Source organism: Pseudomonas sp. PAMC 25886, from assembly GCF_000242655.1.
Lineage (GTDB): Bacteria > Pseudomonadota > Gammaproteobacteria > Pseudomonadales > Pseudomonadaceae > Aquipseudomonas.
In genome coordinates, this window is record NZ_AHHC01000031.1 from 90,951 (window position 1) to 107,527 (window position 16,577).

Annotated in this window: 15 protein-coding genes; 9 read left to right on the plus strand and 6 right to left on the minus strand. The window is 62.3% G+C overall.

Translation table 11 applies throughout. The features are described 5' to 3' along the window. The first annotated feature begins 152 nt into the window (after nucleotides 1-152). The 5 genes from MUM_RS0109935 (at nucleotide 153) to MUM_RS0109955 (ending at nucleotide 7,092) form a co-directional block, all read left to right on the plus strand. A complete protein-coding gene (locus MUM_RS0109935; RefSeq protein WP_010169479.1) occupies nucleotides 153-539 on the plus strand; it encodes a cupin domain-containing protein in 387 nt (128 codons plus the stop codon). A gap of 68 nt (nucleotides 540-607) precedes the next feature. Next, nucleotides 608-1,018, plus strand: a complete 411-nt coding sequence (locus MUM_RS0109940; protein WP_010169481.1) for a DUF3757 domain-containing protein — start codon at nucleotides 608-610, stop codon at nucleotides 1,016-1,018. A 225-nt stretch (nucleotides 1,019-1,243) separates the two neighbouring features. Beyond that, entirely contained in the window at nucleotides 1,244-2,485 is a 1,242-nt protein-coding gene (mexE, locus tag MUM_RS0109945) for a multidrug efflux RND transporter periplasmic adaptor subunit MexE (RefSeq protein ID WP_010169483.1), read from the plus strand. Nucleotides 2,486-2,500: 15 nt separating this feature from the next. Next, the gene (locus MUM_RS0109950; protein WP_010169485.1) at nucleotides 2,501-5,680 is read left to right on the plus strand and encodes an efflux RND transporter permease subunit; all 3,180 of its coding nucleotides are present in this window, start codon (nucleotides 2,501-2,503) and stop codon (nucleotides 5,678-5,680) included. Then, on the plus strand, nucleotides 5,677-7,092 hold the full coding sequence (locus MUM_RS0109955) for an efflux transporter outer membrane subunit (RefSeq protein ID WP_010169488.1): 1,416 nt from the start codon (nucleotides 5,677-5,679) through the stop codon (nucleotides 7,090-7,092). Before MUM_RS0109950 ends, MUM_RS0109955 begins: the two co-directional genes overlap by 4 nt. A gap of 127 nt (nucleotides 7,093-7,219) precedes the next feature. Here MUM_RS0109955 and MUM_RS01000000132465 read toward each other — a convergent pair whose 3' ends face one another. After that, nucleotides 7,220-7,780 carry a hypothetical protein gene (locus MUM_RS01000000132465; protein WP_010169490.1) on the minus strand — a complete coding sequence of 187 codons (561 nt, stop codon included), beginning with the start codon at nucleotides 7,778-7,780 and terminating at the stop codon, nucleotides 7,220-7,222. A gap of 50 nt (nucleotides 7,781-7,830) precedes the next feature. Continuing rightward, nucleotides 7,831-8,847 carry an AraC family transcriptional regulator gene (locus MUM_RS0109965; protein WP_010169491.1) on the minus strand — a complete coding sequence of 339 codons (1,017 nt, stop codon included), beginning with the start codon at nucleotides 8,845-8,847 and terminating at the stop codon, nucleotides 7,831-7,833. A 168-nt stretch (nucleotides 8,848-9,015) separates the two neighbouring features. Here MUM_RS0109965 and efeU point away from each other — a divergent pair, with 168 nt between their 5' ends. Genes efeU through efeO (MUM_RS0109985) form a run of 4 tightly spaced genes read left to right on the plus strand, consistent with a single transcriptional unit; the run spans nucleotide 9,016 to nucleotide 13,245 of the window. Next, the gene (gene efeU / locus MUM_RS0109970; protein ID WP_010169493.1) at nucleotides 9,016-9,864 is read left to right on the plus strand and encodes an iron uptake transporter permease EfeU; all 849 of its coding nucleotides are present in this window, start codon (nucleotides 9,016-9,018) and stop codon (nucleotides 9,862-9,864) included. Nucleotides 9,865-9,874: 10 nt separating this feature from the next. Then, entirely contained in the window at nucleotides 9,875-11,077 is a 1,203-nt protein-coding gene (gene efeO, locus MUM_RS0109975; protein WP_010169494.1) for an iron uptake system protein EfeO, read from the plus strand. Nucleotides 11,078-11,091: 14 nt separating this feature from the next. Then, a complete protein-coding gene (gene efeB, locus MUM_RS0109980; protein ID WP_010169495.1) occupies nucleotides 11,092-12,399 on the plus strand; it encodes an iron uptake transporter deferrochelatase/peroxidase subunit in 1,308 nt (435 codons plus the stop codon). A gap of 27 nt (nucleotides 12,400-12,426) precedes the next feature. Continuing rightward, on the plus strand, nucleotides 12,427-13,245 hold the full coding sequence (gene efeO, locus MUM_RS0109985) for an iron uptake system protein EfeO (protein ID WP_029615831.1): 819 nt from the start codon (nucleotides 12,427-12,429) through the stop codon (nucleotides 13,243-13,245). 47 nt (nucleotides 13,246-13,292) lie between these two features. Here efeO (MUM_RS0109985) and MUM_RS0109990 read toward each other — a convergent pair whose 3' ends face one another. The 4 genes from MUM_RS0109990 to MUM_RS0110005 all read right to left on the minus strand — a co-directional run. Beyond that, nucleotides 13,293-14,702, minus strand: a complete 1,410-nt coding sequence (locus MUM_RS0109990) for an isochorismate synthase (RefSeq protein WP_010169497.1) — start codon at nucleotides 14,700-14,702, stop codon at nucleotides 13,293-13,295. After that, nucleotides 14,695-15,009 carry an isochorismate lyase gene (locus MUM_RS0109995; protein ID WP_010169498.1) on the minus strand — a complete coding sequence of 105 codons (315 nt, stop codon included), beginning with the start codon at nucleotides 15,007-15,009 and terminating at the stop codon, nucleotides 14,695-14,697. The genes MUM_RS0109990 and MUM_RS0109995 overlap by 8 nt, the downstream gene beginning before the upstream one ends. Before the next feature lie 12 nt (nucleotides 15,010-15,021). Next, complete coding sequence (locus MUM_RS0110000; RefSeq protein WP_010169499.1) at nucleotides 15,022-15,801, minus strand: thioesterase II family protein; 780 nt, start codon at nucleotides 15,799-15,801, stop codon at nucleotides 15,022-15,024. Continuing rightward, the coding region (locus MUM_RS0110005; protein WP_010169500.1) for a hypothetical protein at nucleotides 15,798-16,577 on the minus strand (780 nt) is incomplete at its 5' end. The genes MUM_RS0110000 and MUM_RS0110005, both read right to left, overlap by 4 nt.

Below are 16,577 nucleotides of genomic sequence, written 5' to 3' on the forward strand. Positions count from 1 at the left end.
TGTCCCGCGCAAACCACAACTGTCCGACTGCTGTTGCCCAGCCAACAGTTGCGTCCACACCCCAGCGTTGCGCGCTGCACGATCATTCAATATCCGGCGGGACCGATGCGCCTAACTTAGGGCTCCGACCTAATGAAACCCTGGAACCTCCAATGCCTGCCACCTCCACCTCGACGAATTACACACCGATCAACTTCGCCAGCAAATACGCCCTGTTCAGCGAGCAATGGGCGCCCAAGGTCGTCGCGCAAATGAACGACTACCAGTTCAAGGTGGTGAAGATTGAAGGTGACTTCATCTGGCACGACCATGCCGACACCGATGAAACCTTTATCGTGCTGGAAGGCACGCTGCGCATCGACTTTCGCGATGGCGCCGTGACAATCCGGCAAGGGGAAATGTACGTGGTGCCCATAGGCGTCGAGCACAAGCCGCACGCATTGGGTGAGGTGAAGTTGCTGCTGATCGAGCCCTGCGGTGTGTTGAATACCGGCACGGAAGGTGGGGAGCGCACCGCGATCAACGACGTGTGGATTTAACAGCGTCCGGCGTTACCGGTTTGGGCTAGTCTTCACGTCACTGTTTCTCAAGATCAGGAGCACGCGTGATGAATAGGCAGCTCAAGAAAACCTCAGCCCTCGTGATTACCCTGATGGCGTTGGTGGGCAACGCCTATGCTGGGGCTGGCGCCTGCCCGCCCACCAATGCCCTTAAAGATGCTTTCAAAAAGACGCCGTCCGGCGAAGTGGTTGCCTACACCGCGTCCGGCCCGAGCGGTCAGCAATGGACCGGGCAAAACCCGATGACAGAGCAGAAGGACCTGCACCAGGTCCAGTTCGAAAAGGCGGTGATCCAAAGCAGCCAGGGTCAGTCGTCTGTGGCATGCCACTACCTCGATCAGAACCATGAACCGGTGAGCATGACCCTGAAAAACCAAGCCAACGCCAAGCCTGTTGGCAGCGCCTGGACAGGAAACGAATGCAAGGCAACCAACCCCGCGCTGTGCACATTCGAATAGCAGCCACCCTCGACAGTTTGCACGGCGCGCTGTTCCTTGCATCCTGCGCAACACTCCTTTGTCATCAACGCTATTGATAGCTCCCTAACGAAACCCTCATGCTAGAGGGCTCGCTTTACGCTTATATCATTCCGAATGATAGTTACCTTTGTTTCATTCGATTTCTGAGATAGCACCCCGCCGAGCATGATCCGCCCATCTTAAATACATTGGCGGATGCACCTCATGGAACAGTCACTCAAACATTTGCGCTATCCCCTGGCCATTTTGGCCGTGATGGTGATGAGCGCGTGCGGCAAGACCCCAGAACAAGCGGCCGCCATGCCACCGAGCCACGTCAGCGTGGCCAAGGTGCTGGAACAACCGGTCAACGAGTGGGACGAGTTCACCGGCCGCCTCGAAGCACCGGAAACCGTGCAGATTCGTCCGCGCGTGTCGGGCCAGATCGATCAGGTAGCCTTTACCGAAGGCGCACTGGTCAAGAAAGGCGACCTGCTGTTCCAGATCGACCCGCGTCCGTTCCAGGCTGAAGTGCGCCGCCTCGAAGCACAACTTGCCCAAACCAAGGCCGCCGCCACCCGCAGCGATAACGAAGCCCAGCGCGGCGAACGCCTGCGCCAGAGCAATGCGATCTCCGCCGAACTGGCCGACTCGCGCACCACCGCCGCCCAGGAAGCCCACGCCACGGTGGCCGGGATCCAGGCGCAGTTGGACCTGGCCAAGCTGAACCTGAGCTTCACCCGCGTCACCTCGCCCATCAGCGGCCGTGTCAGCCGTGCCGAGATCACCGCCGGCAACCTGGTGACCGCCGATGTCACCGCGCTGACCAGCGTGGTGTCCACCGACAAGGTCTACGCCTACTTCGACGCCGATGAGCGCGTGTACCTCAAGTACACCGAACTCGCACGCCAGGGTCGCCGTGGCGCCACCACCCCGGTGTACCTGGGCCTGTCCAATGAAGACGGCAACCCGCACCTGGGCCAGATGAACTTCGTCGACAACCAGGTCAACCCGGCCACCGGCACCATTCGCGGTCGCGCCGTGTTCGACAACAGCAAGGGTGAATACACCCCTGGCCTGTATGCCCGCCTGAAGCTGGTCGGCAGCGGCACCTACTCCGCCGTGCTGATCAACGATGAAGCCGTGGGCACTGACCTTGGCAAGAAGTTCGTACTGGTGATGGACGGCGACAAGCCCGCCTATCGCGCCGTGGAACTGGGGCCGAAGATCGAAGGCTTGCGCATCGTGCGCAGCGGCCTGAACAAGGACGACACGATCATCGTCAAGGGCCTGCAGCGCGTTCGCCCGGGGTCGCCGGTTGCGCCGGAAACCATCCCGATGGCCAGCAAGGAAACCCTCGCCGCCTTGGCACAACAACGACAAGCGCTTGAAGCCAGCAACCTGGAGCAAGTGGCGCCGGATAAAGCCGCGCCCAAGCTCGCCAGTGTCGCGACTCCACGCGGTTAAGGGATACAACTCAAGATGAATTTTTCCAAGTTCTTCATTTCGCGGCCGATCTTCGCAGCGGTGCTCTCGCTGCTGATCCTGATCGCGGGTGCGATCTCGCTGTTCCAGCTGCCGATCAGCGAATACCCGGAAGTGGTGCCGCCGACCGTCGTGGTACGTGCGAACTTCCCGGGCGCCAACCCCAAGGTCATCGGTGAAACCGTAGCCGCCCCCCTGGAGCAAGCGATCACCGGCGTCGAGAACATGCTGTACATGTCCTCGCAGTCGACCGCCGACGGCAAGCTGACCCTGACCATCACCTTCGCCCTGGGCACCGACCTGGACAACGCGCAGGTACAGGTACAGAACCGTGTCACCCGGACTCAGCCAAAGCTGCCTGAGGAAGTGACGCGTATCGGTATTACCGTGGACAAGGCCTCCCCCGACCTGACCATGGTTGTGCACTTGACCTCCCCGGACAAGCGCTACGACATGCTCTACCTGTCCAACTATGCCTTGCTCAACGTAAAGGATGAGCTGGCACGCCTGGGCGGCGTGGGTGACGTGCAACTGTTCGGCATGGGCGACTACTCCCTGCGTGTTTGGCTGGACCCGAACAAGACCGCTTCGCGCAACCTGACCGCCACGGATGTGGTGACCGCGATTCGCGAGCAGAACCGTCAAGTGGCCGCCGGTGCCCTGGGTGCGCAACCTGCACCGAATGCCACCAGCTTCCAGTTGTCGGTGAACACCCAGGGCCGCCTGGTCACCGAGGAAGAGTTCGAGAACATCATTATCCGCTCCGGCGATAACGGTGAGATCACCCGCCTCAAAGACATCGCACGGGTTGAGCTGGGTTCCAGCCAATACGCCCTGCGCTCGCTGCTCAACAACCAGCCGGCGGTGGCGATCCCGATCTTCCAGCGCCCGGGTTCCAACGCAATCCAGATCTCCAACGAAGTACGCGACAAGATGGCGGAGCTGAAAAAGAGCTTCCCGGAAGGCATGGATTTCAGCATCGTCTATGACCCGACCATCTTCGTGCGTGGCTCCATCGAAGCGGTGGTACACACGCTCTTCGAGGCACTGATCCTCGTGGTGCTGGTGGTGATCCTGTTCCTGCAAACCTGGCGCGCCTCGATCATTCCGTTGGTGGCGGTGCCGGTATCGTTGATCGGTACGTTTGCGGTGATGCACCTGTTCGGCTTCTCACTCAACGCACTGTCACTGTTCGGCCTGGTACTCGCCATCGGTATCGTGGTGGACGACGCCATCGTGGTGGTGGAGAACGTCGAGCGGAACATCGAGCTTGGACTGGAACCGTTCCCGGCCACTGAAAAGGCCATGAGCGAAGTGACCGGCCCGATCATCGCGACCGCGTTGGTACTGTGTGCGGTGTTCATTCCAGCGGCCTTTATCAGCGGCTTGACCGGGCAGTTCTATAAGCAGTTCGCCTTGACCATTGCGATCTCGACGGTGATTTCGGCGTTCAACTCGCTGACCTTGTCGCCGGCACTGGCCGCGGTATTGCTTAAAGGTCACAACGCACCGAAAGACGGCTTCTCCAAGTTCCTCGACAAGTTGCTGGGCGGCTGGTTATTCAAACCGTTCAACCGCTTCTTCGACAAGGCCAGCCATGGTTACGTCGGCACTGTGCGCCGAGTGATTCGCGGCAGTGGTATCGCCCTGTTCCTGTACGCCGGCCTGATGGTCCTGACCTGGCTGGGCTTTGCCCACACACCTACCGGTTTCGTACCGGCCCAGGACAAGCAATACCTGGTGGCCTTCGCGCAATTGCCGGACGCCGCGAGCCTGGACCGTACCGAAGACGTGATCAAGCGCATGTCCGACATCGCGCTGAAACAGCCAGGCGTGGAAAGTGCCGTAGCGTTCCCGGGCCTGTCGATCAACGGTTTCACCAACAGCCCGAACAGCGGCATCGTGTTCGTGACCTTGAAACCGTTCGATGAGCGTAAAGACCCGAGCATGTCGGCCGGCGCGATTGCCGGTGCACTGAACGGCAAATACAGCAGTATCCAGGAAGCCTACATGGCGATCTTCCCACCGCCGCCGGTACAGGGCCTGGGTACGATTGGCGGGTTCCGCCTGCAGGTCGAAGACCGTGGCAACCTGGGTTACGACGAGCTGTATAAAGAAGTCCAGAACATCATTACCAAAAGCCGCACCACCCCCGAGTTGTTCGGCCTGTTCACCAGCTACACGGTCAACGTGCCCCAGGTCGATGCCGCCATCGACCGCGAAAAGGCCAAGACCCACGGCGTGGCGATCAGCGACATCTTCGACACCCTGCAGATCTACCTGGGTTCGTTGTATGCCAACGACTTCAACCGCTTCGGCCGGACTTACCAGGTCAACGTGCAGGCTGATCAACAGTTCCGCCTGGATGAAGACCAGATCGGTCAGTTGAAAGTACGTAACAACAAAGGCGAGATGATCCCGCTGGCGACCTTCATCAAGGTCAGCGACACCTCGGGCCCGGACCGCGTGATGCACTACAACGGCTTCATCACTGCAGAGATCAACGGCAACGCCGCACCGGGCTACAGCTCCGGCCAGGCCCAGGCGGCGATCGAGAAACTGTTGAAAGATGAACTGCCCAACGGCATGACCTACGAGTGGACCGACCTGACCTATCAGCAAATCCTCTCGGGCAACACCGCGCTGTTCGTGTTCCCGCTCTGCGTACTGCTGGCGTTCCTGGTACTGGCCGCCCAATACGAAAGCTGGAGCCTGCCACTGGCGGTGATCCTGATCGTACCGATGACCCTGCTGTCGGCCATCACCGGGGTGATTATCTCCGGCGGCGACAACAACATCTTTACCCAGATTGGCCTGATCGTACTGGTGGGCCTGGCCTGTAAGAACGCGATTCTGATCGTCGAGTTCGCCAAGGATAAACAGCAGGAAGGCCTCGACCCGCTCGCCGCGGTACTGGAAGCCTGCCGTCTGCGTCTGCGGCCGATCCTGATGACCTCGTTCGCCTTCATCATGGGTGTGGTGCCTCTGGTGTTGTCCAGCGGTGCCGGTGCCGAGATGCGTCATGCCATGGGTGTGGCGGTGTTCTCCGGGATGATCGGCGTGACCTTCTTCGGTCTGCTGCTGACGCCAGTGTTCTATGTACTGATCCGCCGGTTTGTTGAGCGCGGTGAGGCCCGCAAAGCGGCCAAGGCCTTGAAGCTGGAGACACAGCAATGAGCGTGAAAGTATTTCTGCCGAGCTTGCTGGTACTGGCGCTGAGCGCCTGTGCCGTGGGCCCGGACTATAAAACCCAGCCACTGGAGGCGGCCAACGTAACGGCCGCCGCCGACGCCAAGCAGTACGACCACGCGAAGTACGAAGGCATCTGGTGGCAGCAATTCGACGACCCGACCCTCAACCAGTTGGTGACTCAAGCCCTGAACGGCAACCGTGACCTGCGGGTGGCATTTGCCCGCCTGCGGGCCGCCCGGGCGATTCGTGACGACGCCGCCAACGACGTGATGCCGGTGATCACCAGCCGCGTCAGCAGCGACGTGGGCAAAGGCCAGATTCCCGGCCAGACCACCAACCGCGTCAACAGCGAGCGGTATGACCTGGGCCTGGACATGGCCTGGGAAGTGGATTTGTTCGGGCGCATCCGCCGCAACCTGGAAGCCAGCGACGCTGACCAACAGGCAGCCGAAGCCGATCTGTATCAGCTGCAAGTCACCATGATTGCCGAGCTGGTGGATGCCTACGGTCAACTGCGGGGCGCGCAACTGCGCGAGAAAATCGCCGTTGCCAACCTGAAGAACCAGGAAGATTCACGGGGCATCACCGTCAGCCTGCGGGATGCCGGTGTGGGCGATCAGCTCGACGTGGTGCGTGCCGATGCGCGTCTGGCCGCTGTAGAAGCCAGCGTGCCGCAACTGCAGGCCGAGGAAGTGCGCGAGCGTAACCGCATCGCCACCCTGCTCGGCGAGCGCCCGGACAAGTTGACCGTGGACCTGAGCCCGAAAGACTTGCCGGCGATTGCCAAGGCATTGCCGATTGGGGACCCGGGGCAACTGCTGCAACGTCGCCCGGACATCCTCAGTGCCGAACGTAAATTGGCAGCAGCCACCGCGCGGATTGGCGTGGCCAAGGCTGATCTGTTTCCGCGGGTGAGCCTCAGCGGCTTCCTCGGCTTTACCGCCGGGCGTGGTTCGCAGATTGGTTCGGCAGCAGCCAATGCCTGGTCCCTGGGCCCAAGCATTACCTGGGCGGCGTTCGACCTGGGCAGCGTGAGGGCGCGGTTGCGGGGCGCGGATGCCGAGGCTGATGGTGCCCTGGCGACGTATGAGCAGCAGGTGTTGCTGGCGCTGGAAGAATCAGAAAATGCCTTCAGTGATTACGGCAAACGCCAGCAGCGCCTGGTCTCGCTGATTCGTCAGAGTGAGTCGAGCCGCGCCGCTGCCGATCTGGCGGAGATTCGCTACCGCGAAGGTACGGTGGACTTCCTGGTGTTGCTGGACGCACAGCGTGAGCGTCTGGCCGCCGAGGATTCCCAGGCCCAGGCCGAGGTGGATCTGTATCGCGGCATCGTGGCGATCTACAAGGCGCTGGGGGGTGGCTGGCAGCCGAGTACCACCATCGCCAGTGCCAAGTGATGTGATTTAAAGAGCTCCTTTGGTTGGTCGCATCCAGCCAATTTTTTGCCCCGTGCACTCATTCGGTCGCGGGGCTTTTTTTTGCCTGGATCAACGACCAGGAACGGGCGCGTGGATTTTTCACACACTACTTGGACGGCGTGAAGAGCTGCGGGTGCTTTTCCCGGACCGAACGGGCGAACTGGTCGTCGTGGACGCGCATCCGAATATTCAGGTCTGACATGCGTTTGTCAGCGATCTCGACGGTTGTCCACTCATAAAAATTGTTGACTGAATAGGTCAGCTCACCGTCATCGAAAAGCGCTTCGTACCGACCTTCATCTGTGCCTGGGGCCAGGTGCGCCTGGCGCATCAACGGCACCAGCGTTTTGACCCGCTCGGCATCGGTAGTGTTGAAGCTTATGCCGAGCTGACTGAGCCGGTCGGCCCCATCGAAGTAGGCCCGCACAACGTATATCGGAACATCACCCAGGTTATAGGCGCGGTTCGGTTCAAGTGCCCTGTAGTAAGGCATCGGCGGCTCAAACAGCATGTTCTTTTCCAGTGTCACTGCCGGAAAATGGCGCTGCAGGATCTCGATGACCTGCTGGCGCGGCATGCCCAGGGTGAAATCACCGATACCCATCGCCGACCAGGCGGTCAGCGGGAAGAGCGCGCAGCAAAAAAACACAGCCCATAATTTTCGCAACAGATATCTCCCTGAAGAGGTAGCAAATGGATATAGCGAGGCTGCGTGATTCAACTGGCCTCATTGAGAATCAAACTTCGGTAATGCCCGGGGTTTGAGCCCGACCACTTGCGAAACGCCTTGTAGAACGAGCTGGCATCGGCAAACCCCAGGCGGGTGGCGATTTCGGTAAAGCTGATGTCGGCATCGGCCAGCCACACGATCGCCAGTTCCTTGCGCACGCTGTCCTTGAGGCCCTGGTAGGTCTGCCCTTCTTCCGCCAGGCGCCGGCGCAGGGTCGACGCCGAGATGCACAGGGACGCCGCCAGCCCTTCGGTTTCCGGCCAGGTGTCGGCGGGCATTTGCCGCAGGTCGGTCTTGATGCGGGTGGCGAGGCTGTCGGGGTCGCGGTATTTGACCAGGATATTGGCTGGGGCATGGGCCAGGAAGCGCTTGAGCTCTTCCGGGCTGCGCTTGATCGGCAGGTCGAGGCAGTCGGCGGAGAAAATCATCCGGGTGCGGGGCCGGTCGAAACGCAGGTTGTCGGAGAACATCACCTGGTAGTCGTCGCAAAAGTCCGGTTGCGGACAGCGCAATTCAATCGCCAGGATCGGGATGCGCCGCCCTGCCAGCCAGCAGGCAACGCCATGGACGATCATCCAGTAGGCGAAATAGGTGAAGGCCCGCTTGGGTTCCGGCTCCGGCTCCCACAATACGATTTCCGCCAGGCTCTGCTGGTGTACCAGTTGTGCAGGCATGCGCTCGAACATCAGCGACAGAAAGCCCAGGCCGGTTTCCAGCGCTGCGGCCAGGGTCGGTTGTGCCATCGAGGCGCGACAAAGGAATTCCAGGCTGCCGGATTTGAGCTTGCGTGGGTCCATGCCGAAAAATTCATCGTCCATGCGCCGTGCCAGCAGGCGCCACAGACGCGCGTAAGCCGTCGCAGGGACGCGTGCGGCTGGCTGTTCCAGCAGCGCCGGATCAATCCCGACCTTGGTCAGCACTTCGTGGGTCGCCGCACCCGGCGCGCAGCTCTGCAACAGGGCTTCGCGCACCAGATGGATGGAGATCGTGTCTTTTTCCGACATGGGGTATGGCGCAGTCCGGTGGCTGGAACGATGCCGCGCATTCTAGTGGCGGTTGCGGTTTGCCACCACCGTTCAGTCAAGGTTCAGTAAAGGTCAATATTTACTGTTTAGTAATGAGTATCATTATGTTACAACTTAGCATCCTATCTAATGATGATTCGGTGCCGAATGCTTGTTCCATTTTTAATCATGCTGCGTGAAGGCATAGAAGCGGCCTTGATCGTTGGCATTATTGCCAGTTATCTCAAGCAGACTGGCCGTGGCCAGTACATGCCAGCAGTGTGGATCGGCGTTTTTCTGGCAGCCGCCCTGGCGCTGCTGGTGGGCGGTGGCCTGGAGCTGGTCAGTGCCGAATTCCCGCAAAAACAACAGGAACTGTTTGAAGGTATCGTCGGCCTGGTAGCCGTGGGCATTCTCAGTTCCATGGTGTTCTGGATGCGCAAGGTGGCGCGCTCCATCAAGCATTCCCTGCATGAATCCCTCGATCACGCCCTGGCCGGGTCCAAACACCAGGTTACCGCGCTGATCGCCATGGTGTTTTTCGCCGTGGCCCGCGAAGGCCTGGAAACCGTGTTCTTCCTGCTGGCCGTGTTCCAGCAGAGCGAAGGCCCGGGCGCGCCGATTGGCGCCCTGCTCGGCCTGATCCTGGCGATCATCGTCGGCTTCCTGATCTACACCGGCAGCATGCGCCTGAACCTCGGTGCGTTCTTCCGCTGGACCGGCCTGTTCATCCTGGTGGTGGCCGCCGGCATCCTGGCCAACTCGGTACAAGCCCTGCACGAAGCCGGGGTGTGGAACCACCTGCAAACCGTCCTGTTCGATTTCAGCGCGACGCTGCCGATGGATGGCCCGCTGGGCTCGGTGCTGGCCGGCATGTTCGGTTACCAGGACGCCCCGACCGTGAGCACCCTCGGGGCCTACCTGATCTACCTGGCCGTGGCCCTGGTGATGTTCTTCTTGCCGGCGCCGCCGAGCAAGCCGGCCACCCGTACAACCTCTTCCGTTTCCAGCCAGTAAGGACCGCCTCTTGTCCAACCAAACCCCTCAACCGGCTCCGCCCTCCCGCGCCTTGCGCTGGGCGGTGGGCGGCTCGGTGGTCGTGATGATCGCCGCCGGTGGCCTGTTCTACTACGCTTCGCAACTGGCCGCCTCCAAGCGCCAGGCCAACCACAATGAAATTGCCGTGACCATCCACGCCCACAGCTGCGAGCCGAACGCGCTGACGGTGCCGGCCGGCCACGCCAGTTTCCGCATCATCAACCGCTCGGACCGTGCCGTGGAGTGGGAAATCCTTGACGGCGTGCTGGTGGTCGAAGAACGCGAAAACATCGCCCCGGGCCTGAGCCAGGTGATCAACGCCAACCTGCTGCCCGGCGACTACCAGATCACCTGCGGCCTGCTGAGCAACCCGCGCGGCACCTTGAAGGTCACGCCAACAGCCGAGTCAGACGCGCAAGCCAAGGCCAAGCCGTCGATGGTGGCGTTTATCGGCCCGCTGTCGGAATTCCGCGTGTACCTGAGCAGCCAGGGCAGCGCCCTGGTCAAGGCCGTTACCGCGCTTGAACAAGCCATCGAAGCCGGCGACCTTACCCAGGCCCAGGCACTGTACGTGCCGGCCCGCCAGGCTTACCAGCGCCTGGCTCCGGCCTCGCAACGCCTGGCGGAACTGGACAACGCGATCAACGCCCGCGCCGACTACTTTGAAAAACGCGAGCAGGACCCGGCCTTCAGCGGCTTCCACCGCCTTGAATACGGCCTGTTCCAGCAGCGCAACCTCGACGGCCTGACCCCGGTCGCCCAGCGCCTGGTCACCGACGTCACCAGCCTCAAGCAACAATTGCTGGCCCAGTCGCTGCCGCCGGAACAACTGGTGAGCATTGTGGTGCGCAACCTCAACAGCCTGGCTGACGTCCGCGCCGCCAGTGGCGAGGAAGAACGCTACAGCCATATCGACCTGAACGGGTTCGCCGCCAACCTGGACGCCGCCCGCAAGGTGGTCGACCTGATGCGCCCCCTGTTGACCAAATCGGCCGAGCCATTGCTGCCGGGCATCGACAGTGCGATCACCGCCCTCGACGCCCAGCTCAACGGCTTGAAAGTCGATGGCCGCTACGCCACGTATGACAGCGTTACCGCCGATCAGCGCAAGCAGATCGCCGACAAGGCCAAGGCTCTGGCCGTTGCACTCGATGGAATCGACCCCGCCCTTGGCCTTTCCGGCCTGAAGTGAAGACGACCGTAGACATGAGTGATTCAGAACAATTTTCCGCCCAGCGTCGTCGTGTATTGCTGGGCATGGCTGCCACCGGCGCCGCCATTGCCGGCAGCAGCCTGAGCTGCCCGGCCATGGCCGCCAACGCGGCTGCGCAAGTGACCACCGCGCCAAGCAGTGAAAAAACCCAGGACCATCACGATTTCCATGGCAAGCACCAGACCGGCATCGTCACCCCGCGCCCGGCCTGCGGCATGCTGGTGTCGTTTGACGTACTGGCCAGTGACCGCGAAGACCTGGAGCGGCTGTTCCGCACCCTCAACGAGCGCATCGCGTTCCTGATGACCGGCGGCACCGTGGTGCAAGTCGACCCGAAACTGCCGCCTACCGATTCCGGCATCCTCGGCCCGGTGGTGACGCCGGATAACCTGACCATCACCGTCTCGGTCGGCGAGTCGCTGTTCGACGAGCGTTTCGGCCTGGCCGCCGTCAAGCCCAAGCGCCTGATCCGCATGGTCGGTTTCCCCAACGATGCGCTGGAACCGGCGCAGTGCCACGGCGACCTGAGCCTGCAGTTCAGCTCCAACACCCCGGACACCAACATCCACGCCCTGCGCGACATCGTGAAGAACATGCCGGACCTGTTGCTGGTGCGCTGGAAACAGGAAGGCAGCGTGCCGCCCCAGGCCCCTGCCCGTCCCGGTGAGCCGGCACAAAGTGCGCGCAACTTCCTCGGTTTTCGCGACGGTTCGGCCAACCCGAACTCCAACGACAACAAGGCGATGGACCAGATTGTGTGGGTTCAACCCGGCAGTGACGAACCGGCCTGGGCCGCCAATGGCAGCTACCAGGCGGTGCGGATCATCCGCAACTTCGTCGAACGCTGGGACCGCACGCCCCTGCAAGAGCAAGAAAGCATCATTGGCCGGATCAAGACCAGTGGCGCGCCCATGGACGGCCAGAAAGAAACCCAGGTCCCGGACTACAGCAAGGACCCGGAAGGCAAGTTGACCAAGCTCGATGCGCACATCCGCCTGGCCAACCCGCGTACCCCGCAGACCCAGGCCAACCTGATCCTGCGCCGGCCGTTCAACTACTCCAACGGCGTCAATAAAAACGGTCAGCTGGACATGGGGCTGCTGTTCATCTGCTACCAGGCTGACCTGGAGAAAGGCTTTATCAGCGTACAAACCCGGCTCAACGGCGAGCCCCTGGAGGAATACCTGAAGCCGGTCGGCGGCGGTTATTTCTTCACCTTGCCAGGCGTCACCGGGCCCCAGGATTTCATCGGGCGCACGCTGCTTGATGCGACACATCCACAAACCACTGCCAATACCTAAAACAAACCCCAGAGCGGAAATCGTCCCATGAAGAAGTCGTCTCTCGCATTGTCGTTGTTAATGAGCCTTTCGCCGCTGGCCGCCTTTGCCGCCACCGCGCCACTGGATCTGGTAGGGCCGGTGTCGGACTACAAAATCTACGTCACCGAAGAAATCGGTGAGCTGGTCACCCAGACCCAGGCGTTCACCGATGCGGTGAAAAAAGGCGACCTGGCGACGGCCAAGAAGCTGTACGCGCCAACCCGCGTTCACTATGAGTCCATCGAGCCGATCGCCGAGCTGTTCAGCGACCTCGACGCCTCCATCGACTCACGCGTAGACGACCACGAAAAAGGCGTGAAAGCCGAAGACTTCACCGGCTTCCACCGCATCGAGTACACCCTGTTCTCCGAGAACACCACCAAAGGCCTGGACGCCCTGGCTGACAAGCTCAACAGCGACGTACAAGACCTGAAAACCCGCGTGGACGGCCTGACCTTCCCGCCGGAAAAAGTCGTAGGCGGTGCTGCTGCCCTGCTTGAAGAAGTCGCCGCGACCAAAATCTCCGGTGAAGAAGACCGTTACAGCCACACCGACCTGTATGACTTCCAGGGCAACATCGACGGCGCGAAGAAAATCGTCGACCTGTTCCGTCCGCAGATCGAGAAGCAAGACAAGGCGTTCGTTGCCAAAGTCGACAAAAACTTCGCCACCGTGGACAAGATCCTGGCCAAGTACAAAACCAAGGATGGCGGTTTTGAGACCTACGACAAGGTCAAGGAAGCCGACCGTAAAGCCCTGGTTGGCCCGGTTAATACCCTGGCTGAAGACCTGTCCACGCTGCGTGGCAAGCTTGGCCTGAACTGATCAACACCCGTCATACTCTCGCCCGGCCTGCCGGGCGAGAAGCTTCTTCAGGCTGATGCCACCTGTGCCACTCCCGAGGGCCGCAAGGCATCGCGGATGGTCCGCAGTTTCAGGCAGGTTTCCTCGTACTCACTCTGCGGGTCCGACTCGGCGACAATGCCGCAGCCGGCGAACAAGTGCGCCTCACAGCCACGGATCAGCGCCGAACGCAATGCCACGGCGAATTCACCGTCCCCCTCCGCATTCATCCAGCCCACCGGCGCGGCGTACCAGCCCCGATCGAGTTGCTCGTGTTCGCGGATATACGCCATTGCCTCACGGCGTGGCAGGCCGCCCACCGCCGGCGTCGGATGCAGCGCCTGAACCAGTTGCAGCAGTTGCACGTGGGGATGCAAGCGGCCCATCACCGGCGTCAACAAGTGCTGCACGTTAGCCAGCCGGTGCAACTGCGGTTGGCTGGCAATGTCGAGCATCGCGCAATACGGCTGCAAGGCGTCGCGCAGGGTTTGCACCACCAGGGCGTGTTCGTGGCGGTCCTTGGGGCTGTCCATCAGGGCCTGGCCCAGTTCGGTGTCCTGTTGCTCATGGCGACCACGGCGACAGGTGCCGGCCAGGGCCACCGTGTTCAGTGTGCCACGGGCCACGCGCACCAGCCGCTCGGGGGTGGCGCCCAGAAAGCAGCTGTCACCCCGGCTGAACGCAAAGAGGTAGGCCTGGGGATAGGCCGCCTTGAGGTTTTCCAGCAGCGGGCCACAGGGAATGGTGCGCTCGGTACACAGCCGTACTTCGCGGGCCAGTACCACCTTGCGCAGGTCACCGGCGTTGATGCGCTGCACGGCCATCGCCACGCTGTCCTGCCACTGCTGGGCACTGATGACGTTTTCGTCATTGGGGGTGCCGAGGGGAATCTCCTGGCGTGGCGCACTGGCGTAGCGCGACAACAGCAGGGCCCACTGAGCTTCCAGGCTCCGGGCGCAACGCTCGGCGTCGGCCCCCGGCTCCAGCCATTGGCTGAAGATCACATGGTGTTGCTCGGCCTCGCGCAGCAGCAGGATGCGTGGCAGCACCAGGGACGTTGCGGCAAACGACTGCCATTTGAGCGAACGCGGCCCCTGCGGGTCGAAGGCAAAACCGCCGCACAGCAACGGTTGGCGCGGCCCCACCCGGTGGGCCTCGCTCAGCAGCGCTTGCCACGCCAGGGCGCTCGCGTTGAAGCGATCATCCACCCCGGGGCTGATTTCTTCGGTGCAGCCAAACCCGGCCACGCCCATGGCGCCCCGGTCGCTGGACCAAAACAGGCTCTGCCCGAGCACCTGGCGGTTGGCGGCGAACAGCCGCAGCGGGTCCAGGCGCTCCCAGGCCAGGCTGAAGACCACCAGCACCGCGGCGCCCTTATCGCGCGCCAGGGTTTCGCCCTGGGTCAGCGCCTGAAGCAATCCCGGCAGACGCTCACTCATGCTCGGCTCCTTGATGCTGCTGGCGCCAATGGCGCACTTGCTGGTCGATATTCCACTGGATGATCTGCGCGAACAGCGGCACCACAAACATCGGGTCCAGCCCTTCGCGCTCCGCCCAGCGACGGCGATGGGGCAGCATGGCGGCGACCCGTTCGGGGGCGGCGATGCTGGCTTCGGTCGGTTTGAATTGCGCCGCAGCCTTCACATAGGCCAATCGCTGACCGAGGGCGCGGATGATGTGCTCGTCCAGGGTGTCGATACCCAGGCGGACGTCTTCCAGCCCGGTGCACTGCTCAGGTGTTTTCATAGGATTCTCTGCTCATGGGGTCGACGGCCAGCACTGCCAGGCCGGTTCGGCGGGACTGCCCAGCAACAGCTCCAGGTGCTCGATCAGGTCGGCCTGGCTGTCGCGCAGGTAAAAATGCCCGCCGTCGAAGGTTCGAAAGTCGGTGACCTGGCGCGTGACCTCCGACCAGGCGTGGGCTTCTTCCTGGTCCACTTCGCGGTCGGTGGTGCCCAGGCACACGCTCACAGGGACGTCCAGCAGCTCGCCGATATCGCCGCGATAGGTTTCGATCAGGCGGTAATCATTGCGCAGCGCGGGCAGATAAAGTGCCTGCATCTCGGGGTCATCCAATGGCGAAGGCGCACCCCCCGACAGGCGTCGCACATCCGCCAGCAACCCGGCATCCGGCCCCTGGTGCAATTGGCTGTGGCGTTGTCGGTGAGGCGCCGGATGGGCGGAAACAATCAGCCGTTGCAGGGCCTTGCCCTGACGGTGCAGGCGCCGCGTCACCTCATAGGCCAAGGCAGCGCCCATGCTGTGGCCGAACAGCACCAACGGCCGGTCGGACAGGTCCCAGAGCGCCCGGGTAATGGTGCCTGCCATCCATTCCAGGCTGCCGGGCCAGGTCTCGGCCAGACGCTCTTCGCGGCCGGGGTATTGCACGCTGACCACTTCAATGTCGACCGGCAACAGCGCCTGCCAACCACTGAAAAATCCGGCGCTGCCGCCCGCGTGGGGCAGACAGACCAATCGGCAACGCGGGGTGTGAGGCTGCGGGTAACGCCGCAGCCACGGGCTGGCGACTTTTTTCATAGCACGCCCTCCTCCAGCTCAGTGGTGACGTGGATCCGGGTGTGCGGCAACCAGCGCAGCACCTGGCGCAGGCAGTCGTCGGCGTCCATCACCTGAGCGGCGTAGTGCGTGCCCTCGGGCAACCGGGCCCATTGCAGCGCGCAGATGGCCGCCACCGTGCCGGTCAACGCCGAACCATCACCGGCACGCAGCCAGGCGCTGGCCTGCTGAGGTTCGCCGTGTTGCAGGCCTTCCATTTCCACCGCGAGCAACTGGTAGGGCGTGCGCCCTGCCAGGTCGAGGGCACTGGCCTGCACCAGGCTGGTGACGTTTTCTGCCGAGTGCCTGAGTGCCGGCGGCGAACCCTGGATACGCCCCAGTGCCGCTCGCAGGTGCCCGCCGTCGAACAGGTTGTAGCCCTCCGCTTGCGGCACCCGCAACGCCGTAAACAGGCGTCGCTGTTCGGTGGTGAGGTAGGGATAGGCCGTCACCGCACCGCCCACCAGCCAGGGCCGCTCGAAGTGTTCATCGGCGGGCACGGCGGACTTGACTGCACGGCCCTCGGCCCAACCCATCGAGGCCTGGCCGTAGCCGTTGCCCAGGCTCAACAGAAAATCCTCGGCGGCCGTTGTCGACAGCCGCCCCAGCCCGACGGCATAGCAACGCACGGTGTCGACACGTTCAAAGGACGCCGCCAACACCTTGGGAAACAGACCGGACAACCCCGGTAACATGCCGGCCGACAACACCACGCGACGACCGGGCGGCAACTGCGCGGGCAACACATGGTGCAGCGG

Coding starts and splice junctions, on each gene's coding strand:
- MUM_RS0109935 (WP_010169479.1), top strand. CDS start 153: ATGCCTGCCACCTCCACCTCGACGAATTACACACCGATCAACTTCGCC.
- MUM_RS0109940 (WP_010169481.1), top strand. CDS start 608: ATGAATAGGCAGCTCAAGAAAACCTCAGCCCTCGTGATTACCCTGATG.
- mexE (WP_010169483.1), top strand. CDS start 1,244: ATGGAACAGTCACTCAAACATTTGCGCTATCCCCTGGCCATTTTGGCC.
- MUM_RS0109950 (WP_010169485.1), top strand. CDS start 2,501: ATGAATTTTTCCAAGTTCTTCATTTCGCGGCCGATCTTCGCAGCGGTG.
- MUM_RS0109955 (WP_010169488.1), top strand. CDS start 5,677: ATGAGCGTGAAAGTATTTCTGCCGAGCTTGCTGGTACTGGCGCTGAGC.
- MUM_RS0109965 (WP_010169491.1), bottom strand. CDS start 8,847: ATGTCGGAAAAAGACACGATCTCCATCCATCTGGTGCGCGAAGCCCTG.
- efeU (WP_010169493.1), top strand. CDS start 9,016: ATGCTTGTTCCATTTTTAATCATGCTGCGTGAAGGCATAGAAGCGGCC.
- efeB (WP_010169495.1), top strand. CDS start 11,092: ATGAGTGATTCAGAACAATTTTCCGCCCAGCGTCGTCGTGTATTGCTG.
- efeO (WP_029615831.1), top strand. CDS start 12,427: ATGAAGAAGTCGTCTCTCGCATTGTCGTTGTTAATGAGCCTTTCGCCG.
- MUM_RS0109990 (WP_010169497.1), bottom strand. CDS start 14,702: ATGAGTGAGCGTCTGCCGGGATTGCTTCAGGCGCTGACCCAGGGCGAA.
- MUM_RS0109995 (WP_010169498.1), bottom strand. CDS start 15,009: ATGAAAACACCTGAGCAGTGCACCGGGCTGGAAGACGTCCGCCTGGGT.
- MUM_RS0110000 (WP_010169499.1), bottom strand. CDS start 15,801: ATGAAAAAAGTCGCCAGCCCGTGGCTGCGGCGTTACCCGCAGCCTCAC.